The 26,822-nt window shown below is 43.5% G+C and carries 25 protein-coding genes; 14 read left to right on the forward strand and 11 right to left on the reverse strand.

Features of this window, described 5'->3' with window-relative positions:
- The first annotated feature begins 54 nt into the window (after positions 1 to 54).
- The 4 genes from E2K93_RS03995 to E2K93_RS04010 all read left to right on the forward strand — a co-directional run bounded on the left by E2K93_RS03995 (position 55) and on the right by E2K93_RS04010 (position 5,169).
- Positions 55 to 885, forward strand: coding sequence for an SAM-dependent methyltransferase (locus E2K93_RS03995; protein WP_135437854.1), 831 nt, complete (start codon positions 55 to 57; stop codon positions 883 to 885).
- Positions 886 to 1,004: 119 nt separating this feature from the next.
- Positions 1,005 to 1,262 carry a hypothetical protein gene (locus E2K93_RS04000; RefSeq protein WP_135437855.1) on the forward strand — a complete coding sequence of 86 codons (258 nt, stop codon included), beginning with the start codon at positions 1,005 to 1,007 and terminating at the stop codon, positions 1,260 to 1,262.
- Between the two features lie 209 nt (positions 1,263 to 1,471).
- A complete protein-coding gene (locus E2K93_RS04005; protein ID WP_189637849.1) occupies positions 1,472 to 3,289 on the forward strand; it encodes a GGDEF domain-containing protein in 1,818 nt (605 codons plus the stop codon).
- The gene (locus E2K93_RS04010; protein WP_135437857.1) at positions 3,280 to 5,169 is read left to right on the forward strand and encodes a GGDEF domain-containing protein; all 1,890 of its coding nucleotides are present in this window, start codon (positions 3,280 to 3,282) and stop codon (positions 5,167 to 5,169) included. The genes E2K93_RS04005 and E2K93_RS04010 overlap by 10 nt, the downstream gene beginning before the upstream one ends.
- Positions 5,170 to 5,174: 5 nt before the next feature.
- Here the strand turns inward: E2K93_RS04010 and ruvX are convergent, their stop codons facing one another.
- The 5 genes from ruvX to dsbC all read right to left on the reverse strand — a co-directional run bounded on the left by ruvX (position 5,175) and on the right by dsbC (position 11,151).
- Positions 5,175 to 5,606 carry a Holliday junction resolvase RuvX gene (gene ruvX / locus E2K93_RS04015; RefSeq protein ID WP_135437858.1) on the reverse strand — a complete coding sequence of 144 codons (432 nt, stop codon included), beginning with the start codon at positions 5,604 to 5,606 and terminating at the stop codon, positions 5,175 to 5,177.
- A gap of 105 nt (positions 5,607 to 5,711) precedes the next feature.
- On the reverse strand, positions 5,712 to 7,250 hold the full coding sequence (lysS, locus tag E2K93_RS04020) for a lysine--tRNA ligase (protein ID WP_135437859.1): 1,539 nt from the start codon (positions 7,248 to 7,250) through the stop codon (positions 5,712 to 5,714).
- Positions 7,251 to 7,266: 16 nt separating this feature from the next.
- Positions 7,267 to 8,364 (reverse strand): peptide chain release factor 2, encoded by a 1,098-nt coding sequence (gene prfB, locus E2K93_RS04025; protein WP_135437860.1) that lies wholly within the window; start codon positions 8,362 to 8,364, stop codon positions 7,267 to 7,269.
- A gap of 136 nt (positions 8,365 to 8,500) precedes the next feature.
- Entirely contained in the window at positions 8,501 to 10,222 is a 1,722-nt protein-coding gene (gene recJ, locus E2K93_RS04030) for a single-stranded-DNA-specific exonuclease RecJ (RefSeq protein ID WP_135437861.1), read from the reverse strand.
- Positions 10,223 to 10,422: 200 nt separating this feature from the next.
- Entirely contained in the window at positions 10,423 to 11,151 is a 729-nt protein-coding gene (dsbC, locus tag E2K93_RS04035) for a bifunctional protein-disulfide isomerase/oxidoreductase DsbC (RefSeq protein ID WP_135437862.1), read from the reverse strand.
- A 432-nt stretch (positions 11,152 to 11,583) separates the two neighbouring features.
- Here dsbC and fldB point away from each other — a divergent pair, with 432 nt between their 5' ends.
- The 3 genes from fldB (at position 11,584) to E2K93_RS04050 (ending at position 14,671) form a co-directional block, all read left to right on the forward strand.
- Positions 11,584 to 12,108 carry a flavodoxin FldB gene (gene fldB, locus E2K93_RS04040; protein WP_135437863.1) on the forward strand — a complete coding sequence of 175 codons (525 nt, stop codon included), beginning with the start codon at positions 11,584 to 11,586 and terminating at the stop codon, positions 12,106 to 12,108.
- Between the two features lie 117 nt (positions 12,109 to 12,225).
- Positions 12,226 to 13,497 carry an ATP-dependent RNA helicase SrmB gene (gene srmB / locus E2K93_RS04045; protein WP_135437864.1) on the forward strand — a complete coding sequence of 424 codons (1,272 nt, stop codon included), beginning with the start codon at positions 12,226 to 12,228 and terminating at the stop codon, positions 13,495 to 13,497.
- Positions 13,498 to 13,654: 157 nt separating this feature from the next.
- Entirely contained in the window at positions 13,655 to 14,671 is a 1,017-nt protein-coding gene (locus tag E2K93_RS04050) for a hypothetical protein (protein WP_135437865.1), read from the forward strand.
- 58 nt (positions 14,672 to 14,729) lie between these two features.
- Here the strand turns inward: E2K93_RS04050 and E2K93_RS04055 are convergent, their stop codons facing one another.
- The 3 genes from E2K93_RS04055 to yaaA are packed head-to-tail and all read right to left on the reverse strand — an operon-like array spanning position 14,730 to position 17,838.
- Entirely contained in the window at positions 14,730 to 16,517 is a 1,788-nt protein-coding gene (locus E2K93_RS04055) for a TIGR03545 family protein (protein WP_135437866.1), read from the reverse strand.
- Positions 16,517 to 17,035 carry a TIGR03546 family protein gene (locus E2K93_RS04060; RefSeq protein WP_135437867.1) on the reverse strand — a complete coding sequence of 173 codons (519 nt, stop codon included), beginning with the start codon at positions 17,033 to 17,035 and terminating at the stop codon, positions 16,517 to 16,519. The genes E2K93_RS04055 and E2K93_RS04060 overlap by 1 nt, the downstream gene beginning before the upstream one ends.
- A gap of 26 nt (positions 17,036 to 17,061) precedes the next feature.
- Positions 17,062 to 17,838 (reverse strand): peroxide stress protein YaaA, encoded by a 777-nt coding sequence (gene yaaA / locus E2K93_RS04065; RefSeq protein WP_135437868.1) that lies wholly within the window; start codon positions 17,836 to 17,838, stop codon positions 17,062 to 17,064.
- Positions 17,839 to 18,119: 281 nt separating this feature from the next.
- Here yaaA and tal point away from each other — a divergent pair, with 281 nt between their 5' ends.
- From tal to E2K93_RS04085, 4 genes are all read left to right on the forward strand, one after another.
- A complete protein-coding gene (tal, locus tag E2K93_RS04070) occupies positions 18,120 to 19,073 on the forward strand; it encodes a transaldolase (RefSeq protein ID WP_135437869.1) in 954 nt (317 codons plus the stop codon).
- A gap of 216 nt (positions 19,074 to 19,289) precedes the next feature.
- Entirely contained in the window at positions 19,290 to 19,457 is a 168-nt protein-coding gene (locus tag E2K93_RS04075) for a DUF3545 family protein (protein WP_228445490.1), read from the forward strand.
- A gap of 150 nt (positions 19,458 to 19,607) precedes the next feature.
- Complete coding sequence (trhA, locus tag E2K93_RS04080) at positions 19,608 to 20,258, forward strand: PAQR family membrane homeostasis protein TrhA (protein ID WP_135437871.1); 651 nt, start codon at positions 19,608 to 19,610, stop codon at positions 20,256 to 20,258.
- 109 nt (positions 20,259 to 20,367) lie between these two features.
- Positions 20,368 to 21,444 (forward strand): ketoacyl-ACP synthase III, encoded by a 1,077-nt coding sequence (locus tag E2K93_RS04085; protein WP_135437872.1) that lies wholly within the window; start codon positions 20,368 to 20,370, stop codon positions 21,442 to 21,444.
- A 71-nt stretch (positions 21,445 to 21,515) separates the two neighbouring features.
- Here E2K93_RS04085 and E2K93_RS04090 read toward each other — a convergent pair whose 3' ends face one another.
- From E2K93_RS04090 to E2K93_RS04100, 3 genes are read right to left on the reverse strand one after another with little or no spacing between them, the layout of a single operon-like run.
- Positions 21,516 to 22,523: an ABC transporter permease gene (locus E2K93_RS04090; RefSeq protein ID WP_135437873.1), complete on the reverse strand. Its 1,008-nt coding sequence runs from the start codon at positions 22,521 to 22,523 to the stop codon at positions 21,516 to 21,518.
- Positions 22,516 to 23,409, reverse strand: a complete 894-nt coding sequence (locus E2K93_RS04095; RefSeq protein ID WP_135437874.1) for an ABC transporter ATP-binding protein — start codon at positions 23,407 to 23,409, stop codon at positions 22,516 to 22,518. The genes E2K93_RS04090 and E2K93_RS04095 overlap by 8 nt, the downstream gene beginning before the upstream one ends.
- Entirely contained in the window at positions 23,409 to 25,670 is a 2,262-nt protein-coding gene (locus tag E2K93_RS04100) for a GNAT family N-acetyltransferase (protein WP_135437875.1), read from the reverse strand. Before E2K93_RS04100 ends, E2K93_RS04095 begins: the two co-directional genes overlap by 1 nt.
- Positions 25,671 to 25,891: 221 nt before the next feature.
- Here E2K93_RS04100 and napE point away from each other — a divergent pair, with 221 nt between their 5' ends.
- The 3 genes from napE to E2K93_RS04115 are packed head-to-tail and all read left to right on the forward strand — an operon-like array spanning position 25,892 to position 26,816.
- Positions 25,892 to 26,056 carry a periplasmic nitrate reductase, NapE protein gene (gene napE / locus E2K93_RS04105; protein ID WP_135437876.1) on the forward strand — a complete coding sequence of 55 codons (165 nt, stop codon included), beginning with the start codon at positions 25,892 to 25,894 and terminating at the stop codon, positions 26,054 to 26,056.
- The gene (gene napF / locus E2K93_RS04110; RefSeq protein WP_135437877.1) at positions 26,057 to 26,572 is read left to right on the forward strand and encodes a ferredoxin-type protein NapF; all 516 of its coding nucleotides are present in this window, start codon (positions 26,057 to 26,059) and stop codon (positions 26,570 to 26,572) included.
- The gene (locus E2K93_RS04115) at positions 26,565 to 26,816 is read left to right on the forward strand and encodes a chaperone NapD (protein ID WP_135437878.1); all 252 of its coding nucleotides are present in this window, start codon (positions 26,565 to 26,567) and stop codon (positions 26,814 to 26,816) included. The genes napF and E2K93_RS04115 overlap by 8 nt, the downstream gene beginning before the upstream one ends.
- Positions 26,817 to 26,822 lie beyond the last annotated feature (6 nt).

A 26,822-nucleotide genomic window follows, 5' to 3' on the forward strand; every position in this document is an offset into this window, starting at 1 on the left:
TCGATAAAACGTAGCACCATAAAAATAAATCAACTTATAATTCAGTGTATTACCATGACATCAAATAAAAACGGCTCGTTAACCTGTGTCGGTGTAGGGATAACCCTCGGGGCTCACTTAACCCCAATCGCCCGTAGTCACATTGAACAGGCCGATGTTGTCTTCAGCCTTGGCAATACCGGCTTAATGAAACAATGGCTGCTTGGCATCAACAGTAACATCATTGATTTGCAATCCTATTACCAGCAAGGCAAACCTCGCTCTCTCAGTTATCAGCAAATGCAACATGCATTGCTGGAGCCGGTGCGTGCGGGCAAAAAAGTCGTTGCCGCTTTTTATGGTCATCCTGGCGTATTTGTTACCCCAAGTCATAAAGCCATCGCCCAAGCCAAAGACGAAGGATTCCAAGCGAAAATGCTGCCTGGCATCAGTGCTGAAGATTGTCTAATTGCAGATTGCGGAATCGACCCAGGACGCACGGGCAGCGCCAGTTTTGAGGCCAGTCAATTTATCCGTTATCACAAACAAATTGACACCAGTGCCTACTTGTTTTTATGGCAAGTTAGTGTGGTTGGTGACACTCGACTCACTAAGTTCGCCACAGATAAAGAATATCGCGCATTACTTATTGAGGTACTGCAGCGTAATTACCCAGACGATCACCCTATCATCATTTATCAAGCCGCGACCATTGCCACTGAGCAACCCCGTATTGAACACATGCCACTGCATCACTTGCTCGATGTGAAACTGCACCCCGAATCAACCTTAGTGGTGACGCCTATATACAACATGCGCAAGGATGAAATGATTGAAAAACGGCTGTTATCTCTTGATAAAAGCAAATTGAAGCAATCATTAACGTCCATAACCAACGACTCGTAAGGGTCGCCACCTAGCTTAATAATAAACTTAACAGATTTGCGTAAATAGCTGTTGTAAAAAGATAAAAACCATCGCAAGATAGAATTTGCCTTTAAAACCAACAACAAAAAGGAGTTAAGATGGCAAGTTTAATTGATATATTAGCCGAACTGGCCAGTGACGCGACGCTGAGCAACACAGATCAGCAAGGCATCGCACAACTGGCTAGCGAACACGGTCTATCAGTAGCCGAGTTACAAACCTTGTTAGCGGGTGATGTTAAAGCAATAGAAAAACAGCAAGGTATAGACAGTGCGGTTTGCATCAACATAGACGATCCGGACGATGTGCCAGACAATGATGAAGAGCAACAAGAGCGCATTCGTCGAGCAAGCTAATCAGCCCTGCTCAGCAAAGTTATGAAAAAAATGATCACTTCGGTGATCTTTTTTGTTTATGATATAGCAAGGAACGTAAAATAATAACGTCAGGATTTGACGACATCAACTCAATGGTTATTTTTGGCAATCTCACATTTTTAAAGCGATCTCTATCGGCATATACGCTGGTAAAGAGCTGCTGTGCATTGCTATTTTGCAGTGTGCTATTGGCCTCAAATACAGCCGCCTTCGCTCAAACAGCAGCGGAGCAGGACCACCTAGATATAATACAACAATTACCCGATCTAACAGTTGATGATTTGCATGTTCTTGCCGAAGCTAATCGTAGCCGTTCGCCAGAATTATTACAGGCGATTATTGCCGAACTGGAACTGCGTGATATCAATGGCACCCTTAATGATTACGAGCGAGAAAGAAAGACGTTATTATCGGCCTATAACTTATTGTTGCATGAGCAAGAGATATACAATGCCTTGCGTTTATATCGCTTTATCGAAGCCTCAGAAAATCATGACATCAAGGTTGAAAGCCTATCAAAACAGCTTAATGTCGCCTTACTTACTGGCAACATTCACGCAGGCTCAAAGGTTGTCGACTTACTGACCCAGCTTGGCGAAGATGAACTTAGTCCGCGTGAGCGCAGTGATATGTTTGCCACGATTGCCTACTTCATGTTTAACGTTGGCAACCTTGAAGGGTCTGTTCTGTATCAACGGTTACTGGATCGCAACCATTTTAATGCTCGCGAAAAGTGCACACTGCAAACCAATATCGAAATGACCGATATGCATTTTGATTTTGCCAAGTACGATCAACAACGCATTTACCAAGTCGCAGATTATTGCATCAGCCAGCGCGAATATATCTTTGCCAGTTCATTAGCCGTTGTTTCCGCAAGGCTATTTAATGACATAGGCTTAGCGGACCAAGCCCTATCATTATTAGATAAATATAAAGACGCCATTTTCAAACATAACCTGATTGATCATCGCATTATTTATTACAATGAAATGTCGCGCATTTATCAGCAGAAACAACAATATGATAAAGCACAAGCCATGGCGGATAACACGCTTGAGCTTTTGCTGCAGGCCCCCAATATCACCATAGATTTGGAAAAAGTGCTCAAGCAACTGAGTGATTTTGCTTACCAACAACAGCAATTTGATCTTGCCCTAGATCTTCAGCAACGTTACCTCGCCACCCAAGAAGATCAATTAAACATGCTATTGCAGCGGGAACTGCAGCTTGCCAAAGTGATGCAAAATATTCATGCCATGCAAGTACTGTCTGATCGTAAAGCCAACGTTTTAATGGATACCCGCGAAAAATTTGAACAAGTCTCAAATGAATTTTACTCATTCAATGATGACCTTATTAGCTATGGTGGCATCTTATTTGGTCTCGGTTTGATTGCCCTGCTGATTTATATTCGTCAAGTGCGCTTGCGCAGTCTAGGCAAGGTTAAACGACAAGCGTGGAAAAAAGACATCTTAACGGGGCTGCTTTCGCGCCGTTATTTGCACGAACAAATATACAGTTCATACGTCAACATTAAAGTCGACAAGATTAACTACGCAGGCATGCAATTACGCCTTAAAGGCATGCGCCGATTTAATCGTCGTTACGGTTACCGTCAAGGCGATGAAGTGTTAAAAATGGTCGCCAAACTGCTGGTTCAACACCAGTGTAAAAAGCATCATGTGGGACGCACTGGCAGTAATGAATTCACCCTAGTGCGTCACGATACCTTGATTGTTGCGATGCAGGAAATTGCCCATAAAATTGACCGTCAGTATCAGCATATGATGGTATCTATGGGTTACTCCAAAGATGATTTAGCGCTATATATTGGTCTTACCGACAGCATCACCAGTGACTTTAACCCTAAATATTTCTTTACCGATATGAGCATGGCGATGACCCGTGCGGAATGGGGTGAGAAAAACATTGTCACCTTCCGCGTTGATTGGACTGATCGCCGCGTGTTCTTCCCTACTAAGGAGGAACAAGTATGGCGTTAATGCATTCATCGCCAATTAAGGCGCTACTCAGATCATGGTTATTGGCGCTGATGCTATGTATCGGTATCAGCCCACAAACTCAGGCCGCCTCGGCCATATCGTCGATTTACTACAAAGAGCAACTCGATGACTTAATTCGCGAAGCCTTGGAAATTCGCAGTAGCGATTTACAACGTAGTCGAGAAATCCTCGCCATTTTGCACGAGAACAACCATCGGATGACCATCAGCCAGTCCGAGCAATACGTTTATATTCAAGCCTATTTGTTAACCATCGAAGGTAAGTATCAAGAAGCCATTGATATGCATTCCAAAAATGCCGGCTCAACCAACCTCAATTTTCGCTTACGTGCTAATGCCAATATGTTGCGCATTCATTTATTGCAGGAAGATTATAAAATGGCGGCGGCGATGTACATCATCACCAAGCAATCGCTGGCGCCAATAAACCGTAGAAACTCAATATACATCAATGCATTAATAACATTTATGATGTTCTACAATGATATGCACGAGTATAAACAGGCGATCGCCATGTTTAAAAAAATGCTCAACTCAAAAGGTGAGTTACCGACCGCCCGACAAGTGTGTTTTATTAATCGTGAACGAATCAAATCCGCTTACGCCTTAAACGAGCTTGATCCTAACGATCAAGAGTTCGTCGAAGCCCTACGTATGTGTAATGTCGCACAAGAGCCTTTGGTTACTCAGCACATCGTTGCCATTAAAGCCGCAGCGCATATCCGTAATGGCGAAGTTGCTATTGGTAAGCGCTTATTAACGCAATACTGGCCGCAAGTTTATAACAGCGAATTCAGCCTTAACATATTGCGCTATGCCGCAAACTTAGCCAATGTCTATGCCAAAGAGGGCGACGAACAACGTACTCGCGAATATGTTGATATCGCCTTATCGTTTATGCAACGACATAAAAAACACCCGCAAATGCTTAACGCGATGAAATTAGATCTCGCTCTATCGGATTACCTAAGCGCACAAGATCGTTTTGAAAAACAAACCGCGCTGATGCAATTTGAACGCAGTGTTATCGACAGCGAAAATGAAAAGTCGCTGCTATATCAGGCAATCAGCCACACGGTTGAAAAGAAGTGGATGAGTGTTGAGAGTTTTATTGCTCGTAATAAAACCGACTTACAAGTTACCGAACAAGTGAAGCAAGAGATCTGGTGGGGTTATATTTTTGCCGGTGCGATTTGGCTAGGGATTTTACTGATGTTTAAGTATATCCATTGGGTACACGGCATGACGCGCACTGCCAAAGCCTATTTGCGCCAAGCAATTCAAAGGTCTAGGGTTAGCACGATCACCGGTATATACACTCGTGAAGCGTTTATTGAGATTATTCAACGCCGATTAGCAAGTGCCGAACAACAGCAGCAACGCCACGCGATGGTTGTGATTAACATAGACATGTTCCGTCAGTTTTATCATATCCATGGTATGGATATTGCCAATCGTATGTTACGCCATGTGGTCAAACATATCCGCAGTCATTTTCCAGACAATGCCGTTATTGGTGAGCTAGGAAACGATGAATATGCGATTTTATTGCCTAACTGTCGTATGCAACGCGCTTATAATATGACTGAAAAATGTCGTCAATATATCGCTGAAACCGATGCCAAAGATAGCGTAGGCTTTCACGTTGAGCTAACCGTTAGTGCGGGGATTACCGAAACCGGCTTTAGTGGTTTTGATTGGCAAGAGATCTTGATGCATGCAGAAAAAGCATTGCACTTTGCCAAGTTAGAATGGGGTAATACCTCGGTACAATATCGTCACCGAATGCAACTACCTAATCAAACCCAAGATAAAGATATCCTTGAGTATATGCAGATGCAGCGTTACACCTTTAAGTAACGCTATCAACCTTGACGGTCCATAAAGCTTTCGAGGATCAAGGCCGCTGACATGCAGTCAATATTATCTTTTTGTAGGTTGCGATAACCGCCATCACTGAACAACTGCTCTTTCGCATCGGCCGTCGTTAACCGTTCATCTTGCAACTCAATGGCAATGCCAAAACGACCATGCAGGCGGTTGGCAAATTTTCGCGCCCGTGCCGTTAAAGGTTGTTCGCTGCCATCCATATTCAAAGGCAAGCCAATGACCAACACATCCGGTTGCCACTCATTAACCAGTTTGCCAATTTCATCCCAATTAGGGATACCATCTCGTGCCTTAATGGCTTTCAAACCTCGAGCGCTGTGGGTTATTTCCTGCCCAATGGCAATGCCGATATGTCGAGTACCAAAGTCAAAGCCCATCAGAGTGCGGCTGCCTGCTTGTTTTGCCATATATTAGGTGTTCTTTATCAACTGTCTGGCGGCTGATTATAGCCGATCGTTATCATTAACCAAAAAAAATCCCGGCGAACCGGGATTTTCCAATATCTAGTCGACTTACTCAGCCAAAGGACGCATGTGCGGAAACAATATGACGTCTTTAATTGTTGGTGAGTCGGTAAACAGCATCACTAAGCGATCGATACCTATACCTTCACCCGCTGTTGGTGGTAAACCGTATTCAAGCGCGGTAATGTAATCTTCGTCAAAATGCATTGCTTCATCATCACCAGCGTCTTTTTCTTCAACTTGCTTTCTAAAGCGAGCGGCTTGATCTTCAGCATCATTTAACTCGCTAAAGCCATTGGCAAGTTCACGGCCACCAACAAAGAACTCAAATCGGTCAGTGATAAACGGGTTATCATCGTTACGACGAGCCAGTGGTGATACTTCCCACGGGTACTCAGTGATAAAGGTTGGTTGATCCAGTTTATGCTCAGCCACTTCTTCAAAGATTTCACATAAGTATTTACCAGCACCCCAAACGTTTTCACCTTCCGGCTCTTTCACGCCAACTTGCTTGGCAATCGCACGTAATTCTTCAAAGCGATTTTCTGGGTCGCGAATAACCGCTTCATCCAGCTCTGGTGCATGGGTCAAAATAGCGTCCATCATCGATAAACGAGCAAATGGCTTACCAAAGTCATAGAATTTCTCTTCAATAACTTCGCCTTCAGCGTTTTTCACCGTATTACGTACCACGGCATCACCAAGAATATCTTCCGCCAAAGTACGTAACATATCTTCGGTCAAGTTCATCAAGTCGTTGTAATCGGCGTAAGCTTGATAGAATTCAATCATGGTAAATTCTGGGTTATGACGTGTCGATAAACCTTCGTTACGGAAGTTACGGTTGATTTCGAATACACGCTCAAAGCCGCCAACCACAAGACGCTTCAAGTAAAGCTCAGGGGCAATACGCAAGAACATGTCAATGTCCAAGGCATTGTGGAAGGTTTCAAACGGTTTCGCTGTTGCACCACCTGGGATGGTTTGCAACATTGGCGTTTCCACTTCCATAAAGTTGCGATCAGTCAAAAATTTACGGATACCATTTACAATTTTTGAACGGACTTCAAAGGTATTTCGGGTTTCTTGGTTAATGATCAAGTCAACGTAACGTTGACGATATTTCATTTCCTGATCCGATAGACCGTGATATTTTTCAGGTAACGGGCGCAATGATTTGGTCAGCAATTGATAATCTTGCATGTTGATATACAAATCGCCTTTGCCCGACTTGCTTAGCTCACCTTTAACACCAATGATGTCACCGATATCCAATACGCCCCAACGCGCCTTGATGTCTTTTTGTACGGTTTTATCCGCATAGGCTTGAATGCGACCAGACATGTCCTGCAATACTAAGAAAGGACCACGCTTGGCCATCACGCGACCAGCAACAGCAAAAACCAGCTTGTCTTGCTCTAATTGCTCTTTATCTTTTTCGCCGTGCGCAGCCTGAATATCACCAGCGTAATGCTCGCGATCAAAGTCATTCGGATGACCGTTGGCCGGGCAATTGCTGCGAATACTTTCCAGCTTGCCACGACGTTCAGCGATTAATTTGTTTTCGTCTTTCACTTGTTCTGTCATTGTCGTTTCTCGTAAATTACAGGCCAGACTTCAAACTGGCTTCAATAAATGGGTCCAAAGCGCCGTCAAGTACCGCTTGCGTATTGCGCGACTCAACACCGGTTCGTAAATCTTTAATGCGACTATCATCAAGCACGTAGGAACGGATCTGACTGCCCCAGCCAATATCCGATTTACCTTCTTCCATGACTTGCTTGTCTTCGTTTTGCTTTTGTATTTCCAGTTCGTATAATTTTGCTTGCAGCATCTTCATCGCCTGCGCCCTGTTTTTATGCTGTGAGCGGTCAGCCTGACACTGCACCACAACACCGGTAGGCTCGTGGGTAATACGAATCGCTGAATCGGTTTTATTTACGTGCTGACCACCGGCGCCAGAGGCTCTAAAGGTATCGACACGCAAATCCGCAGGGTTTATATCAATCTCGATATTGTCATCAATCTCAGGGTAAATAAATGCCGATGCAAACGAGGTATGACGACGAGCATTAGAATCAAATGGCGATTTTCGTACCAAACGATGCACGCCGGTTTCGGTACGCAACCAACCAAAGGCATATTCGCCAGAAAACTTGATGGTACAGCCTTTAATGCCTGCCACATCACCGTCGGTTTCTTCCATCACTTCGACTTTAAAGCCATGCGCTTCACCCCAACGTAGGTACATGCGCATTAGCATATTGGCCCAGTCTTGTGCTTCGGTACCGCCAGATCCCGCTTGAATATCTAGATAGCAATCGTTTTCATCTTGCTTACCGGAAAACATGCGACGAAACTCAAGTGTTGCCAATTGCTGTTCTAGATCAGCCAATTCGGCGACAGCCTCGTCCAAGGTTTCTTCATCGCTTTCTTCAACCGCTAACTCAATCAAGCCTTGAATGTCTTCGCAGCCCGAGTCCATATCGTCAATGGTTTTAACCACCAACTCCAATGAACTGCGCTCTTTACCTAGCTCTTGAGCACGTTCTGGTTCATTCCAAACGTCAGGTTGCTCTAACTCACGGCTAACCTCAACCAAACGTTCTGCTTTTTGCTCGTAATCCAGATAAGTGCGAAGTACTTGGGTACGTTCACGAATGTCCTTTATCTGGTTTAGTATAGGATTGATTTCAAACATCAAAAGTTACAAAAGTCGCATAGTAATTAATAGTCGCGCATTGTAGCTTATCTGTACCGCAGAATACAGATTGGCACGGGTTTTTCACTAAAAAAGTTACAAATGACTGGGATCTTGATGAGCCGCACGAGCAAGATCATAGCGCCTGTAAATGTTCCACCATCAATTGCACGGTTTGACGGCCTCGAAACTCATTTATATCAAGCTTATACGCCATATGCAGTGACTGACACTGATGATTCGGCCACTGGCTTAAATCAACGTTAAAGGCAATAGCGTCTATGACAAGGTCTCCTAACTGCACCACCAATTTTAAATGTTTGTCACCAACAATACGCTGTTGCACTACGGTAAAGGTATTGTCGAATACAGGCTCTGGAAAATTTTGTCCCCAAGGGCCTGCCTGTTTTAATAACTCAGCGAAATTTAGGTTGAGGTAGCTGGACGGCAACTCACCATCGGATAGCACCACCCCTTGCAGTAAGTCATCACTTAGCTTTTCTGCGGCGTATTGGCTGAATAATTGTTGAAAGCGAATAAAGTCTTGCTCGCCAATGGTTAAGCCCGCAGCCATTGCATGACCACCAAACTTAGCAATTAACCCTGGGTGTTGGCTGTCCATGTACTCGAGCAAATCGCGAATATGCAAGCCAGGAATTGACCGAGCCGAGCCTTTAATTGTGCCTTCATCACCTTGAGCAAAGACCACCGTTGGGCGATGATATTTCTCTTTTATTCGCCCAGCGACAATGCCTATCACCCCTTGATGCCAATCGTCTTGATACAAGGCTAATGCGCCGGGGAGATTATCCTGAGCAAAATTTAATTTCTGTAAGATTTGTTCTGCTTCAATCTGCATGCCCTGCTCAATCTGGCGACGTTCTTTGTTGAGATCATCTAATTGCGCGGCAATGACTCTGGCCTGATACATATCATCAGCCAGCAAGCACTTAATGCCCAAGCTCATATCATCAAGTCGTCCGGCGGCATTCAGCCTTGGCCCTAAGCCAAAACCAAAATCGCTGGCGTGTAATTTTTGCTGGTTCTTACCGGCCACTTCAATCAACGCCTCTATTCCAGGGCGTGTCGCGCCAGCGCGGATACGCTTTAGCCCTTGAGCGACGAGAATGCGATTGTTTTGATCTAAGCTGACCACATCAGCAACCGTACCAAGGGCAACTAAATCAAGTAATACTGCCAAGTTAGGTTCGCTCAGGTTATGCTCAGCAAAATAGTCTGTCTCACGCATACGTTGGCGCATCATTAGCATCAAATAAAACGCGACACCTACACCAGCCAATGCTTTTGAGGCAAAGTTACAGCCTTTTTGATTGGGGTTAACAATCGCGTCAGCCGGCGGCAATTTCGCCCCCGGTAAATGATGGTCGGTGATAACCACAGTACAACCATGTTGTTTAGCGCGTTCAACACCTTCATAACAGCTTATGCCGTTGTCGACGGTAACGATAACGTCAGCGCCAGCCTGTTTGGCTAGATCACTAATTTCCGGCGTTAAGCCATACCCGTATTCAAATCGATTGGGGACAATAAAGTCGTGATTCGCCGAGCCTAATAAACCAAGCCCTTGCATCATCAATGCCGTACTTGTTGCGCCATCGGCATCAAAGTCACCAACGATAATGATGCGCTGCTTATTATCTATTGCAGCAATTAAAATATCCGCGGCTTGCTCGATGCCAAGCAACTGTTTCGGCGCCAACATAACCGTCAGCGCTTGGTCAAGCTGCTCTTGCTTGGTAATGCCACGACTGGCATAGATGTGTCTTAATATAGGGTGTAAATCTTCACCAAAACCAATATCTGACGGTTGTTGACGACGACGAATTTGCTTATCCATACCAATCCGTAATGAAAGTTAATCAAACCATGACCACCTGTGTGTCATTCAACAGGTGTTGCATAGCTATAAAGAGATTTAGAGTATCGCGAAATGGCCAACAAAAGAAGAGACAGGTGAGTGATCACTTTGATTGAAATCGCATGACATATAATAAAGGCGCCCAACGGCGCCTTTATCGGTAAACATTAGGTTATCGATTAACCTTTTTGCGCACTGTAGGCTTCAAGAATTTGCTTCATTTGTTCAGGTGTTTTATAACCTGGAACCATTAGACCATCATCCAACATAATTGCTGGTGTGCCTGATACACCGATCTTTTTACCAAATTCGTATTGCTCACCAACCGGTTGCTTACAAATTTTCTGATCGATTTGTGAACCACCTTTAGCGCGAGTCATTGCCGATTGTTGATCATCACTACACCATACGCTGCGGATATCGGTGTACGACTTGCTGTTCAAACCACCACGAGGGAACGCAAGGTAGCGCACGGTAATACCCATGTCATTGTAGGCTTGCATTTGATTATGAAGTTTACGGCAATAACCACAGGTCAAATCGGTAAATACCGTCATTTGGTATTTTTCTTCCGTGGCCGGGAAAACAATCATTGACTCTGAGAAGCGCTCCATACCGGCAACACGTTGCTCAGCCAATGCTTCTTCGGTCAGCGAGGCGATGCCCGCTTCTTGAATTTGATAAAGCTTACCTTGAATCAAAAATGAACCATCCGCAGAACTGTAAAACAGCCCTTGGTTGGTAAACACTTCGTAAACATTGTCCATTTTTGATGCTTTAATGCTCTCAACTTCAAGACCAATTTTTGCCAAATTCGCTTCAATTTTACTGTTCGCGTCTTCGGCATGTACTGACATAGATAACATCACGCCAGACACAATAGTGATTAATAATTTTGCTAACTTCATAATTTAAACCTTGCTGCAATAAACGCCAGTCATTGACGTTATATGTCCATATGTTTTTAATGTTGAAATAATGTGCACCATGTCAAAGACGTCAAAGACCAACTTTTATAACCTATTCGTCGACACTGTTCGTGACACCTGCAACATACAGACCAGAAAACTGCGCATAAAATTACTGCCCTTTTGATGTAAATGCAAGGTAAACACCAGAAAAAAAACAATGAATTGCCGCTTTTGCCAAGTTTTAACAGCCTGTTTACCAAGTATAGTTATAAAGTCGCTAATAATGTCGTTAAAAACCGTTAAACGGGGGAAAATATAAGTTATATAGCCGACAATAATAAACTGGCGTTTTTTCTCTGCTGAGATCATAGGATCTGCATGCAATTTGCGGTAGAATCGCGGCTCAAATTATTAAGGTACTGTTTTACGATGAAAATAGGCTTATTTTACGGCTCAACAACCTGCTACACCGAAATGGCGGCTGAAAAAATTCAGGCGGCTTTAGGCGCGGATTTGGTGGATATTTTCAATATAAAAGATGCACCTCTTAGCGACTGCCAAGACTATGACATCATCATTTTTGGTATTTCCACTTGGGATTTTGGCGAATTGCAAGAAGACTGGGAATCAAAATGGACGGACGCCGAAGCGCTAAACCTAAACGGCAAGATAGTGGCGTTATTTGGTCTTGGTGACCAAGAAGGTTACGGTCAGTGGTTTCAAGACGCGCTTGGCATGCTGCACGATGTGGTTATTGCCTGTGGTGCCGACATAGTTGGCTACTGGCCAAACCAAGGCTATGAATTTGACGATTCAAAAGCGTTAAGCGAAGACGGTGACTATTTTGTCGGCTTATCTCTTGACGATGAAAACCAATACGATAAGACGGATGATCGCATACAACAATGGTGCGAGCAGATCCTCACTGAAATTCAGCAATTGCTTAACGATTAACACCCTTTTGCGCGACACCTTGCGGCTATGCAAGTGTTTGCAAAACAAGGTTAATCATTAAAAGTACGATATACTTGTAAAAAATAAATACCCACAGTGGTTTAAGGTCTCCCCTTCATGTTTGCACAATTTGATTTAGATGATGCGTTAGTTGGTGGCTGTGATAAAGCCGGATTTAAAAAGCCAACCTCAATTCAGCAGCTGGTATTGCCAGAAGCTATGGCCGGCAAAGATGTGCTTGCTTCGGCGCCTACCGGCACAGGTAAAACTGCAGCATTTATATTGCCGTGTGCGCAACATTTACTGGATTATCCGCGCACCAAACCAGGTTACCCAAGAGTGCTTATTTTGGCGCCCACTCGTGAATTGGCGACGCAAATTTTTCAGCAAGCAGAGTTATTAACGCAACTTACTGATATTAAAATTGGCCTGATCACAGGTGGTGTTAATTATGGGTCACATAAGGAAATCTTGACCAAAACTACCGATATCTTAATTGCCACACCGGGGCGTTTGCTTGAGTATATCGATAACGAGCAGTTTGATGCCCGTGAAGTCGAAATATTGGTATTGGATGAAGCCGATCGCATGCTAGACATGGGGTTTAGCGATAATATTCACCGCATTGCTGGTGAAGCGAGATGGCGTAAACAATCATTGTTGTTTTCGGCGACATTAGCTGGTGCCGGTATCATTCGTTTTTCTAAAGAAATCCTCGAAGAGCCAGTCTATTTAGAGTCGGATCCATCACGCAAAGAAAAAGCCAAAATACACCAATGGGTGCACCTTGCTGATAGCAAAGAGCATAAAATTGACCTGTTGGTTGCATTACTTAATGATGACAGCGTCAAACGTGCGGTTATTTTTGCCAACAAACGCGAAACCGTGCAGTTTTTATCTGGCAAGCTGCAAAGTGAAAATTTATCTACGGCATGGCTCGAAGGCGAAATGCCACAGGATAAACGCAACAACGCTGTCGCGCGCGTCAAAGATGGCGAGGTTAATATCCTAGTCGCCACCGATGTTGCCGCTCGAGGTCTTGATATCGATGATATCACTCACGTTATTAACTTTGACTTACCACGCAAAGCGGATGTGTATGTGCACCGTATCGGTCGCACCGGTCGAGCCGGTAAAAAAGGCACGGCAATTACCTTAGTCGAAGCTCATGATGTTGTTTATCTCGCAAAAATTGAACGCTTCACCGATCAACGCTTGCAACGTCGAGTTATCGACGGCTTGCGTCCTCTGCATAAAGAAGCACGAGTACCGAGTAAGAAAAAACCAAAGCAAAAAGCCAAAAAGAATGCCGGCTTAACGCGCCAGCAAAAACTGGCGAAAAAGCGTAAGAAAGATAAGAAAGCCCGTAAGAAATCGCAAAAATCCTAAGCCCTTTCAGCCCTGCTGCAATGCTTCTTAAAGGTGAACCTCAAAACCAGGTTCACCTTTTTTTATGTCCAAAAAAAGCATATAGTTTAATAACTTAGTTGAACTATACAAGACAATCACAGTCGTAATTTCAACACTAATAATGCAAAGGAATGTTATGAGCAAATTCAAACGGCCTATCTACATGCTGTCTTCAATGTTATTGTTCGGTTGCGGTGGAGGCCCTGACAATGAAGTCGATGAGCATATTGCAAGGCAGCCATTCCCTATTGAAGGCAATATCAATTCATTAGCCAGTGTTGATGGCGATTTTTACTTTGTCCATGAGCAGTCTCTGTATATGGTTGAAGACATGAATTTCGATGCCGTGTATTGTCTTGGCCACACATTTGATCACAACGGGATGGGGCAAATCAGCTCTACATCCGTCTATTCTATCGACGACAAATTATTCACTGCTAATGGTGAGGTTTATCAAGGCTATAACTTGGTTGAAAACTTTGCCAAAGGCTATGAACGAGAGCCCTATTATCTCAGTGCCAGCTCCGAGCAAAGTTTTGTCATAGAATCGTTCTGGGAAGAGCAAGTTAGTTATTCTACGGATTTAAATCAATGGCATGATTTATATGTCGATAAAAATGAATTACCTATAAACGTTCGCTTTTTGCAAGATGCGCAATACATTTATGAACGGGATACATTGGTGACCTTATTTGACGCAAATACGGGATCCGGTACGGTCAATCTTTTGCTGACATATCAGCAGGGCGATTGGCAACTGATGCAAGAAGATGTCAATGGTTTACGTCTAGTGTATGTCGACAATACGTTATTGTTTATGCGGAATCAGGGCATTCAAAAATTAAAACAGGATGATTTGTCGATAGAACAAGAGTTAAGCATCGATAATCTGCTTCACTTTAACGTGCACCAGGATAGTGTGATTTTCACCGATGGAGCTAAAAACTGGCGACTGAAACCGTCAACCATGACGCTAACGGAGTATCAGCTACCCGCAGAAATAGGTATGTTAACCGGTATTGCACACCATGATGAGCAAACCTACTTAAGCAGTAATAAAGGCATTTGGCAATACGATGGCAAGCAATACCAGCAACTATACAAGGTTGAGCAAATGGCAAGCGAAGGTTGTTACAGCCCGCCCAGTCAATAATCAATAAAAAAGGAGGCATGAGCCTCCTTTTTAATCGTCTTTAAACCTTTTATACAAGTTAACCAAACAGCTTACCAAGTTTCTTCTTTAACTTGTCTTCCAACTCTTTTTTCTTATTGTCGGTGACATTGGCTTTTAATAGTTTATCCAATGCTTGGTCGGTATCCGTTAATAGTAATTCCATATCGGCAATCTGTGCAGCATCGGTTTGCGAGCTATTCAAGGCACTTGCGACCTTATCATTTAAACCGGTTTGCAAATCCGTTTGAAAGCGATTGAGTTGGGCTTGCAATTGCTTATTGACCGCTTGGCCAATGATGCCATCAAGATCCGATGCAACACGCATATCTGGCGCACTGATATCACCGCTCAATTCAACCGATAAGTCGAAGTTATCGATATCACTGACACTGGCAAGCAAGGCTTGACCAATACTGGAGTCAGCATGTCCCGAATAGTGCGCGTCGACTAATTTAAATTCATTAACGTTCACCACCCCTTGAGGCTCAATAGCAAATTGCCCGACACCAGCGATATTGGCAGTATCAAGCGATAAAGCAAAACTGTCTTGTTCACGCAATTTGGCGTTAGTTACTGGTACTTGCTCAAACAGGTAATCACCATCAACCTTATAGCTATCTGGATGATTAAAAATATTAGCCTGCAACTGACCGCTTCCACCTTTTAACAAATCGCTTGTTGCGACGGTCATCAAGGTCGGTTTATTGCGTATCCAATGCTGCGCGGTAACTTCTTGCAAAGAGAATTGAAAGGTCCCTTGTGGCAGTTTTAAGCTGAATTCGGCATTTTTAATCAACCAATCAGGTAACAGGTTATTGTCATTAAAATGAACAAATCGGCCGGCAGCTAAACTCTGCTGTTGTTGTGCTTTTTGCTCAGCGCTCTGCTGTGATTTTTGTTGCAGATACGGCGCTAACTTATAATAAATCGTTTCCGCCGTTTGGTAGTATTCTCGCGCCTGCTCACCAAACAAAATGTGCGCAAAGTCAGCATTATCAATTTTGTCTAACTGATATTTGGTTTGCAGATACTGCCAGTCTTTTTCTGGTGCCTGCTGTGCATCTTTAACAGCCTGAGCTATAACATCTTTACTCTGTGTTAATTGATTTTTGGCTTGTTTGATCAGCTTCTTGTCTTGCTTAAATTGCGATTTCAGTTGATCCAGCTCGGCTTTTACTTTTGCCACGTCATCGAGCGACTTAACCTTACTATCGACCAATTTTTTGACTTTCACTTCATAAGCTTTAAGGCGCTCGTCATCCGGTAGCTGGGACTCCAAGGCAAGCAGTTTTTGCTTTTCATCATGATACAGTTGTTGTAGTTGTTTGGATGCTTTGATGCTGAGCAAGTCACTGTCATTGAGAATGTCTTTTACATTCGGCAGCGATTGTTCGACCGCAGGCAATTGACGCTTTAGTGATTGTCCAGTGTGTTGCGCAATACTGGTATTGCTGTCTCTATAGACCTCACCAGCAGACGCTCGTTGTGAGTCAAATGCCAAACCCGTGATATTTAAATCGTCGATCACTACTCGCCCGAATACATATTGCCAAACATCGACACTGGCGCTGGCGTGCTCAAAGCTAAATAGATTATGACTTGGTTTGCTGTTGTCCGTTACGGCCAGTTCACTGACATCAACTTTGAATGGTGTGTAGTCGATTTCAACCGACTCAACATTCACTTGAGCACCAAAATACCAGCTGCCACCCTGCTCAATTGACAGTTTAACAATACTCGGTGCCAGCACCCATAAGATAGCCGCTAACGCGGTCAACGTAGCGAAAAAGCCAGCAAGTCCTTGCCATCTAAAATAATGATTCATTACAAGCTGCCCTCACCACTTAGGCTTTGATAAACCTTATAAAAACGCGAACCTTTAAGCATTTGCACAACTTTAAATCGTTCTATAAATTGCATCATATGATGTCGGTAACGTTGCACCAATAACGTCGCTAAAAAGTACACCGGGATAAACGCTATGATGGCACTGACCAAAGAACCTAAGGTTAGCGTGTTATGAAAATGAGCGAGTTTAAGCACATCAACTTGATACAGACTTTGCCAGAAAGCCTGCAAGTGTTGCGATAACAATAAGCTGTCACCGAGCAACGCCATCGGCGTTGCCAGTAATAAAGACAAGATTGAAAACACCGCAATAGAGACAAAGAATGCACTTAAATTAATGCGTAATAGGAACGCAATTAATAACAGTAAGACATTATGCAAACTCAATGTCGGTGTTAAACCAACAATCATCCCCAGCGCTACCGCTAAGGCTATTTGTCGAGGGGAGCTCTCAGAATTGAGCGCCTTAAAAAATTTAGCCAGTAATGTCAGCATGACAATCCCTTTTGCTGGTGCTGTTATTATTCTACCAATTTGCGCGTAAACACGGGTTCAGTCGGCGTCGACATTGCCTCGTTGTAGCCATAACCATCGACATCGAACTGTTTCAATTGTTCAAGGTCAGTGATTTGCTTGTCGATAATGTAACGCGCCATAAGACCACGGGCTTTTTTAGCAAAGAAGCTGATCATTTTATATTGACCGTTTTTCCAATCTTTAAAGGCTGGGGTAATAATGTTCGCTTGTAATTGCTTTTTCTTTACCGATTTGAAGTACTCATTAGAGGCTAAGTTAATCAATACATCGTCACCTTGAGCGGCAATGGCTTGATTTAGTTTATCAGTGATCACCGTGCCCCAAAATTCATACAGATTTTTGCCACCCTTATTATCGAGCTTGGTACCCATTTCAAGTCGATAAGCTTGCATTAGATCCAAAGGTTTTAATAAGCCATACAAACCAGACAATATACGCAGATGCTGTTGTGCAAAATCAAAGTCAGTTTCAGTAAATGACTTTGCGTCCAAACCGGTGTAAACATCACCATTAAAAGCCAATACCGCAGGTCTGGCATTGTCAGGAATAAAAGGCTGAGACCACTCGGCAAAACGCGCCGCATTAAGGCCTGAAAGCTTATCGGAAATACTCATCAAAGAACCGATTTGCGCTGGTGTAAGTTCAATACAGCGATCAATCAATTCTTGGCTATACTCTAATAAATCAGGTTGACTATACTTATCAGTAACTAGCTCAGATTCGTAATCAAGATTCTTAGCAGGGGATACAACAATTAACATGGTTTTGCTCTATCTTTTTGTAATTAAAAAATTCGATGAAGCAAAACTATAACACGTAAAACAACAGCAAAATAAGAGTCTTGTGCACAAAAATAATAAAGCGATGACCTCCTTTAGATGAATTTTTAGTGAACAAGCGTATTTAGTTCTAACAAGAGCTGGTGACTAGTGATAATTTTTGGTAATTTTACAACACTTACAATTGAAAGCCTGTGTTAAAGCTAACTTTTTGAAAAACATTACGAAATATAATTACATAGATAATAAGGAATGCGGTATTTATGACTTCCCAACTAGAACAATTGAAAGCAATGACAACGGTTGTTGCCGACACCGGTGATGTCGGTGCTATTGCCCAATTCAAACCGATCGATGCAACCACCAATCCTTCCTTGTTATTGAAAGCCGCTGACTTGGATGATTACCAAAGCTTGCTGACAGCATCTGTCGATTACGCTAAGTCGCAATCAAACGATTCATCGCAGCAAATTATGGACGCCGGCGATATGTTATCGGTATTAATAGGTGTGGAAATATTAAAAGTCGTCCCTGGTCGCATATCGACGGAAGTGGATGCAAGATTATCATTCGATACACAAGCAACCATCGCTAAAGCAGAACGATTGATTGAATTGTATCAACAACAAGGCATTAGCAAAGACCGTATCCTTATCAAAATGGCGTCAACCTGGGAAGGCATTCGTGCCGCTGAAGTATTAGAGCAAAAAGGCATCAATTGTAATTTGACCTTATTATTCAGCTTTGCTCAAGCACAAGCTTGTGCCGAAGCAGGGGTATACCTCATTTCACCGTTTGTCGGCCGTATCCTTGATTGGTACAAAAAAGCAGAAGGTCGTGAAAGCTATCCAGCGCATGAAGATCCAGGCGTTGTGTCGGTAACCAAAATCTACAACTACTATAAGCAACACGGTTATAACACCGTTGTCATGGGCGCCAGTTTCAGAAACAAAGACGAGATTCTTGAATTAGCCGGTTGCGATAGATTAACCATTAGCCCGCAGCTATTGGCGGAACTAGAGCAAGGTGAAGGCGTTGTTGAGCGTAAGTTAGTTGCCGCGCAAACCGGCCATGATCGCTTAGTTGCAATGGATGAAGCGACGTTCCGCTGGCAAATGAACGAAGATGCTATGGCCACCGAAAAATTGGCTGAAGGCATCCGTGGTTTCACCGCCGATCAAATTAAGCTAGAACAAAAGTTAAGCGAGCTATTATAAATTAGCCATATTTTGTTCAGTTAAAGTACCAGAAGCACACTTTTTTTAAGCAAAAGTTGCCAACTGATTAAAAAGTCGCCAAATGCGACTTTTTTATTATTTAATTGTGAAAAAAGTGTTTTATTTTATTTTTTACTATGGTATCAAGAAGGTGACGTTGTAAGTCGACGAGTTCATTCTCGCTGGCAATAAAAATAAAAAATAAGGAGCTTTGTCATGGATCCAATTGATAGCATCATGGAAATCATTGAAGGTAAATCGAAGTCAAAAAGCAAACAAAAGCGAAAATGGCGTGAGATTGAGCAACTTAGAGAAAAAATGGAGCTGGAAAAAGAAATTGATTTTTACAACGGCTCTCCGGAACATCTACTTGAAGAGTCCTGATAGATAGAATGCTCTACATTCCAAGAGATTAAAAAACCTGTTTCGATAACAGGTTTTTTTATATTTGAAATTTACGCAGCAACTGGTCATACTTGTTGCTTAAGCCTACACATTAAGGCGTTTCCCGATTTAGCAACAAAATGGCGTAACATGAACAGCAAAACAGATTCGAATACTAACCCTGCTTATTCATTGGCAGAAGAATTAGTAAATGCCATTACCCACGGCATAGGCGCTCTTTTGAGTGTTGCCGCGCTTACCTTAATGATTATGGTTGCCAATGATGCGGTGGAGATGACCAGTGCCATTATCTATGGCAGTTCGATGGTTATTTTATTTCTCGCGTCCACCTTGTATCACGCCATCGCTCATACGCAAATTAAACAAGTATTAAAGCTGCTTGACCACTGTGCCATTTATTTATTGATTGCCGGTACCTATACACCATTTATGTTGATCAGTTTAAAAGGTGCTTGGGGCTATTCGCTATTGTCGATTGTCTGGACGTTAGCCATTGTTGGCATCAGCTTCAAACTCATATTCAAACAACGATTTCCTAAAGTATCGTTGTTAACATACCTAGCCATGGGGTGGTTGGTCGTTATCGCCGCACCGCAAATGTTAGCTAACGTTGCTGTTGGTGGATTGATATTACTGGCCAGTGGTGGCGCTGCCTACACCTTAGGCGCGGTATTTTACGCATTTAAAAAAATCCCTTTCAATCATGCCATATGGCACGTCTTTGTACTTGCTGGCAGCATCTGTCATTTTCTCGCTATTTATCTGTATGTCATTGAATAATAGTTAAATAGCCAGATTGATTGAGCAAGGAACACCACCACTTACAATGTAAAACAGTCCGTTTTACGTTATATTAATTAGCGAAACTTAGAGTATCTCAGGATTGACTATGCAGTACGCAGAAATTACCGGCTGGGGCAAATACACGCCACCAAGTGTTTTAACCAATGATGACCTCGCGACATTCATGGATACCAATGACGAGTGGATTTCGACTCGTACCGGTATTAGAAACCGCCGTATATCACATATTAATACCGCTGAAATGTCGACTCTAGCCGCAAAACAAGCGTTAGCGCGAGCCGGCCTTCAAGCCGATGATATCGATATGATCGTCGTTGCCACATGTACCCCAGATTTGCTGGTACCAAATACAGCCTCTCGCGTGCAACAGCTATTAGGCACCAACCAGGCAGCTTGCTACGACGTCAGCGCCGCCTGCTCGGGTTTTATCTATGCCTTGCAATCAGCCACAGCACAAATTCGTATGGGCATGGTCAAACGCGCTTTGGTGATCGGTGCAGAGCGCATGACCTGGTTTATCAATTGGGCGAAACGCGATACCGCGGTATTATTTGGTGACGGTTCCGGTGCGGTCGTGCTTGAAGCGACGGATCAGCCACTGGGCATGTTAGAGTCTAAAATTGGTTGTGACTCATCCGCTAGGGATATCCTAAAAGTCAGCAATTTCGGTACCGACATGGATCGCTATGTAAACCCACCGAGTGCATTGGATATTGACTTTGAAGGGCCAGAAATTTTCAAACGCGCCGTACGTGGTATGGGCCGAGCAACAGAAGCCGTGCTCAGCAACGCTAAATTAGCCGTCGATGATATCGACGTTTTAATTCCACACCAAGCCAATGCCCGCATCATTGAAACCTTGCAACAAAAGCTGAAAGTTGATGATGATAAGGTGATGGTCAACATTAATAAGTACGGTAATACATCGGCGGCAACCATCCCTCTGGCACTGTGTGAAGCCGTTGAACAAGGCATGGTAAAACCGGGAGCTAATATTATGTCAGCTGCCTTTGGTGCCGGCTTAACCTGGGCAGCAACGTACATCAAATGGGGTGAACGTGTTACCCCAGTAAACGATTATCAGCAAGAACAACAACACTGTGAGCAAACTGCGATGCAGTTAATTGCTGTGGCCAGAGAGCATTGTCTCAAAGGGCAGTAATCATCGTTAATTGAATTGTGAAATAAAAACGCCTGCTTAGCAGGCGTTTTTTTATCCGTCGTGACCGGTGTTTATCTATCCGCATCCCAACTAAATAAGCGCGAGCTCAATAACAAGCAAATCAGGGTGAAGCTTAACAACCAGATAATCGAATAGCTGACATCATTAAGTGTTGCACCTTCGGTAATAATACGTCGGCCGGCACCCACTAAATGCGTCAATGGTAAAATATCGGCAATGGTTTTAACCCAACCAGGGGCGCCTTCTAAAGAAAACCACACCCCGGATAATAGCATCATTGGCCAAGTCGCCATGTTTAACAAGCCGCCAACCAACTCCTCGGATTTACTGCGCGTTGCGATCAACAAGCCCATACTAATAAGGCTTACCGCGCCAATAACAGCGATTAAAAATAAGTCGAGGTAACTGCCAAGCATGATAAAATCGAAAATCCAGTTACAACCGATGTAAACCACCGCTGCCATAAACAACACGATAAATAATCGCGACAACAGTTGCGCGCCGACAAACTCAAGCGCCGATAATGGCGTTGCCTTTAATCGCTTAAGTACGGAATTTTTTCGATAGCGAACAATGACATAACCAACACCAAACAAACAAGAAAACATCATGTTCATGGCAAAAATCCCCGGCAACACCCAGTCGATATAACGAATTGGCTCACCACGGGTAACCTGGCGTTGATAATCTAAGCTGTCGGCAAGAAATATCTTTTCCACCATATAGCTCTTGGGTGAATTTTCGTTAACCCAATAGGCTTTACCCGCATCATCAACAATCAAGTCTATTTCGTGTTGATCGAGTTTGATCATCGCTTTATCAATGTGTTGATAATCGATAAAATCAATAAATCGGGTCTGTAAAAATGGGTGGCTCGATTCAGCTTTGGCCATGACACCAACCTTGTATACCGCGCGGCCATCACCAGAAAAAGCGATAGAAAAAATCACCAGTAACAACACCGGAAAAGCAATGTTCCAAGCCAACGACGACCGGTCGCGAAAAAACTCCAAATTACGGGCTTTGAAAACTGCCCACAGCCTTGACCACTTAATCATATTCGCCTCCAAGGCTATGGCCGGTGAGTTTTAAAAATAAATCATCGAGGTTGGCCGACTTTATGTGCAAGCCCGTAAGCGGGATAGCTAAAGCCAACAATTGTGATACGGTTTGTTCAACGTCGGTGGACTTTATCTCAACCCGATTATCGCGAATCTGCCACTGATTTACGTCGATAATTTGAGTGCTGACATTATCTAAAGGCAAGTACATAAACACTTGTTGGAAGTGCCTATCAAGCAGCGCTTGCGGTGCCCCTTGCTCTATGATTTTACCTTGATCCATAATCGCTATTTGATCGCATAATTGCTCAGCCTCATCCATGTAGTGGGTGGTTAAAATCACCGTTTTACCTTGCCCTTTAATGCGTTTTATTAGCTGCCAAAACTGCCGTCTTGAATGCGGATCTAGACCGGTTGTTGGTTCATCAAGAAAGACTATCTTTGGATCATTAATCAGTGCTAGCGCCAATAACAAGCGTTGCCGTTGACCACCAGACAGTAAGCGACTGTCTCTGTCGATAAACTCATTGAGCTGACAGAGCTCTAATAGCTCTTCAATGGCTAAGTGCTGTTCATAAAAACTGGCAAACAAATTTAATGTTTCACGGACCGTTAAAAAATCCTGTAACGCTGTATGTTGAAACTGAATACCAATAAGCTCATTAAACGGTTTATCGCTATCACTGTTAATCACCACATCGCCAGAATCTGCGGTCAATATACCTTCCATAATTTCAATGGTGGTGGTTTTTCCGGCGCCATTTGGGCCAAGTAAACCAAAGCACATGCCTTGTTCAACGTTAAAATTAATGCCATCGACCGCTTTGACCTGACCGTAGTGTTTAACCAGATTATTTACCGTCAGTATGTTATGTTTCGCCATTACAACTCATCTTCATGTCGTTTTCTCGTTATCATCTCGTCTGGCGCTGACTCATCGAGAGAATCAACGTGTAAGTACAAGCTACGTATCGCCTGTTGCAGCTGTTTGTATGCGGCTTTTTTACCAGTAAGTCCTATTTGTTCGGCAATATCTGAGAAACTGCGCCGTTGCCAGAGCTTACCCACCAACAATGCTTTGTCTTGGTCACTAATTACAGTGATTTTATCGCTCTGGATATCAGCAAAATTAGCCTTTAACCAACGCGACAAACTGGCGGCGCAACTAGAATAAACCATAGCACCATCGACAAATTTAGCGACGATTTGATTATCACGACTCGGCGATATATCAACAGAGGAATGGGGTCGCTTGTTGGCCAAAATTTGCGATGTCAGCTCGCTTGCTAAAGCGCTAAACTCTTCTGCCAAATAATAGTAAAAGTTTATATAAAACTCGCTGCTAATTTGTGCAGCAAATTCCTCGCTACGCTTATTCAATGCTTGCAGAACCATGGCCGAATGTTCACCACTGGCTTTGTCTCGACTAAAGCCCAAGCGAGCCATGGAAAAACCAGCGTTTTGCCAAAACTTAAGCAATGGCGCATTGACGCCAAAACTTGAACATAAAAAATCAAAGCTTTGGTTGCGGCTGTAATCAAGGCATTTGCCCAGCAGATCCGCGCCAATACCTCGATTTTGCCAACGCGGCAGCACCGCAATGCGAACAATGCGTAAATAACGGTATTTGAATGCTTGTTCGAAACCGCCATGCGCCAACAAAGATTGCGGTAATAAATGCCCCTTAGGTCGACGCTTGCCTAGTTTGATTTGCCTAATTAGTGCATCATCGAGCTCGCCTTCAGCCAACATCAAACTAACACCACACACCAGATTATCGGCTTTTACCACCAATAAATGAACGTGTTCATCATCAAGCAAAAGCTTTAAATCGCTGGGTTTGGTTTGATAGTGTGCGCAAACCAACAAAGAGAATATCTGACTCAACAGCTCATCATCTTGATACAACTGTTTGGCTTGATATTGGTGGTAAGTTAATTCAGTAAAATCGTCTGCTACCTCTGGCAATGTTGCCGCCAATAGAAAGCTATCAAAGCTGAACCTTTCCAACATGTCGTCGTCACGCCAACGAATCGGTTGTTGCATATGCAAATGACGATGTTGCGGTTTTTGTTGTCTCAATAGCGCCATAAATTTTTGACTGAATCCCCTACCCGCGCCTTCATAACCATGTATGGTTGAAGCAAACACGATACGATGATAATCCGCCAGTAGCTGCACAAGTAGAGGCACCGGGATCCCTGCAGCCTCATCCACTAACACCATTGCGGCGGACACTTTTTGCTTGAGCAACACATCGACGGGAATAAATTCAATGCGGCTATCACCATATTCAATGCCGTGTTGCTTTTGCCGTGCATCAGGTAAATGCTGCTTAAGCTGTTGATAAAATATTTGCAAACTGTCTGGGTGAGGTGCGGTTACAACAATGTGTTTATCGCCCTTGGTCAATATCTTGGCAGCGGCGATGGCTAACGCGGTGGATTTACCGCGACCGCGATCGGCGCTGATCACTAACGGCCTATCTCGATGTCCAAGCAGTACCTGTTCAATGGCATTGACGGCGTCGACTTGCTCTTCGGTTTTACAATCAAAGGGCAACTTAACCGGCGTTGTTTTGGGGGTGTTAGACGCAGGTGTAGGATGACAATTAGCCCGCAGTTTATCGATATCTAGGGTTTGATGCTGTGCAATCACGTCGATATCAGAAAACCTTGCCGAAATAGCCAGCATTCTTTTTAAAAACAAGCTATTACTGACTTGTTCAGCAGACAAAAAGACAACGCTCAACGCGCCTTTAACTAAGGTTCCTGATAACGCAGCAAACGCATCAACATGAAACGGTGTCGTTAATGACGGATCTGTATTGCACATATCTTGGCAAGCGCTTATGCCGCCACCGTTAAACCATAAATAGCCATACTCTCGCCCCAGTTGATGGCGATAGTTTTTACTGTCCGCATTGTTATTTTGTTTTTGGTTTTGTTTGTTGTTTTGCTTAGTGTTTTGGCTGTCATTTTCAGGCGCGTTTAAATTAAAACGTAAAACCTGTTCGGAGTTGACTAAGTCATCAACAATCGCCAACGTTTGTTGCAACCAAACCTGCTCACCGACACAAATCAATACACCACGCTGTTCGCTGGCTTTTAGATTTATTATTTTTTCGGCGATATATCGTTGCACAGTGATAATCCTAAGCCATTATCAAATAAAGAATATTTTGCATTCTAGCAAACCCACAGAGCATTTAGAATTTTTCATATTTTATTGGCCCATAAGTGGCTAACTTTTTTCGGTGAACTAAACTAATTAGATGATCAAGATCAAGTTTTAAGCAACTTGTTTACATTTAAATCAGATAACTGTTTACAATTGCTTAACAATTCAAACAACTGAGCAGCGCTATGACTGAACATATCGATATTGAAAATCAGAAGAAAGATGAGCGTAATACCTTTATCTTTTTAGCGGTTTTTCTAGCACCGATTTTATCTGTCGCCATCGTTGGTGGCTTGGGTTTTGCGATTTGGATAAGCCAAATAATTTTTGGTCCTCCAGGGGTAAGCTAGATGACACAACCAAGTCGCGTTGCCGATGTTTCGCGGCGCAATTTTTTGCGTGGCCGGCAATGGATTAAACAACCTAAACTCCGACTGCCCTGGGTTATTAATGAAAAAGTCTTTCTTGATGGTTGCACTCAGTGCGGCGACTGTCTTTCCGCGTGCCCGGAAAACATTCTTGTAAAAAGTGACGATGGTTTCGTATCGGTTGATTTCAATATAGGTGAATGCACCTTTTGTGAAAAGTGTGTTGACGTCTGTGAGCAACCACTATTTAGAAGTACCGATGAGCAGGCTTGGTCTGCTCATCTCAATATAAAAGACAATTGCCTGGCTAATAACCAGATCTATTGTCAAAGCTGTAAGGATGTCTGCGACACCAGAGCGATGGAGTTTCACTATAAAAGCTCTATACCGACACCCAGCATCAATCAATCTCAGTGCACCAGTTGTGGTGCGTGTGTTAATGCATGCCCCAGCCAGTCGCTGGAGTTAATCGCGGTCTCGGAGGTAAGTGATGAGTGAGACACAAGAATACCATATTGCGAGCTTTATCAGTCAAATTGACGTCTCGCAAAAAGACGCAGCAATGCAATCCATTGCCGACACACCCGGCGCCGAAATTCATGCAAGTAATGAACAAGGCAAAGTGGTTTTTACCCTTGAGGCCGATAATCAAGGTGTGATAGGGCAACGCGCCGATCAACTCAAACTGGCACCGGGTATGCTTACCCTAGCGCCAGTTTACCATCAGTATATTGAAGAATAGGGAGCG

This window comes from Thalassotalea sp. HSM 43, from assembly GCF_004752005.1.
GTDB lineage: Bacteria > Pseudomonadota > Gammaproteobacteria > Enterobacterales > Alteromonadaceae > Thalassotalea_A.

Bases quoted from the DNA above. Each gene is read 5' to 3' on its own strand.
- E2K93_RS03995 (WP_135437854.1), top strand. From the start codon at position 55: ATGACATCAAATAAAAACGGCTCGTTAACCTGTGTCGGTGTAGGGATA.
- E2K93_RS04000 (WP_135437855.1), top strand. From the start codon at position 1,005: ATGGCAAGTTTAATTGATATATTAGCCGAACTGGCCAGTGACGCGACG.
- E2K93_RS04010 (WP_135437857.1), top strand. From the start codon at position 3,280: ATGGCGTTAATGCATTCATCGCCAATTAAGGCGCTACTCAGATCATGG.
- ruvX (WP_135437858.1), bottom strand. From the start codon at position 5,606: ATGGCAAAACAAGCAGGCAGCCGCACTCTGATGGGCTTTGACTTTGGT.
- lysS (WP_135437859.1), bottom strand. From the start codon at position 7,250: ATGACAGAACAAGTGAAAGACGAAAACAAATTAATCGCTGAACGTCGT.
- prfB (WP_135437860.1), bottom strand. From the start codon at position 8,364: ATGTTTGAAATCAATCCTATACTAAACCAGATAAAGGACATTCGTGAA.
- recJ (WP_135437861.1), bottom strand. From the start codon at position 10,222: ATGGATAAGCAAATTCGTCGTCGTCAACAACCGTCAGATATTGGTTTT.
- dsbC (WP_135437862.1), bottom strand. From the start codon at position 11,151: ATGAAGTTAGCAAAATTATTAATCACTATTGTGTCTGGCGTGATGTTA.
- fldB (WP_135437863.1), top strand. From the start codon at position 11,584: ATGAAAATAGGCTTATTTTACGGCTCAACAACCTGCTACACCGAAATG.
- srmB (WP_135437864.1), top strand. From the start codon at position 12,226: ATGTTTGCACAATTTGATTTAGATGATGCGTTAGTTGGTGGCTGTGAT.
- E2K93_RS04050 (WP_135437865.1), top strand. From the start codon at position 13,655: ATGAGCAAATTCAAACGGCCTATCTACATGCTGTCTTCAATGTTATTG.
- E2K93_RS04055 (WP_135437866.1), bottom strand. From the start codon at position 16,517: ATGAATCATTATTTTAGATGGCAAGGACTTGCTGGCTTTTTCGCTACG.
- E2K93_RS04060 (WP_135437867.1), bottom strand. From the start codon at position 17,035: ATGCTGACATTACTGGCTAAATTTTTTAAGGCGCTCAATTCTGAGAGC.
- yaaA (WP_135437868.1), bottom strand. From the start codon at position 17,838: ATGTTAATTGTTGTATCCCCTGCTAAGAATCTTGATTACGAATCTGAG.
- tal (WP_135437869.1), top strand. From the start codon at position 18,120: ATGACTTCCCAACTAGAACAATTGAAAGCAATGACAACGGTTGTTGCC.
- E2K93_RS04075 (WP_228445490.1), top strand. From the start codon at position 19,290: ATGGATCCAATTGATAGCATCATGGAAATCATTGAAGGTAAATCGAAG.
- trhA (WP_135437871.1), top strand. From the start codon at position 19,608: ATGAACAGCAAAACAGATTCGAATACTAACCCTGCTTATTCATTGGCA.
- E2K93_RS04085 (WP_135437872.1), top strand. From the start codon at position 20,368: ATGCAGTACGCAGAAATTACCGGCTGGGGCAAATACACGCCACCAAGT.
- E2K93_RS04090 (WP_135437873.1), bottom strand. From the start codon at position 22,523: ATGATTAAGTGGTCAAGGCTGTGGGCAGTTTTCAAAGCCCGTAATTTG.
- E2K93_RS04095 (WP_135437874.1), bottom strand. From the start codon at position 23,409: ATGGCGAAACATAACATACTGACGGTAAATAATCTGGTTAAACACTAC.
- napE (WP_135437876.1), top strand. From the start codon at position 25,892: ATGACTGAACATATCGATATTGAAAATCAGAAGAAAGATGAGCGTAAT.
- napF (WP_135437877.1), top strand. From the start codon at position 26,057: ATGACACAACCAAGTCGCGTTGCCGATGTTTCGCGGCGCAATTTTTTG.
- E2K93_RS04115 (WP_135437878.1), top strand. From the start codon at position 26,565: ATGAGTGAGACACAAGAATACCATATTGCGAGCTTTATCAGTCAAATT.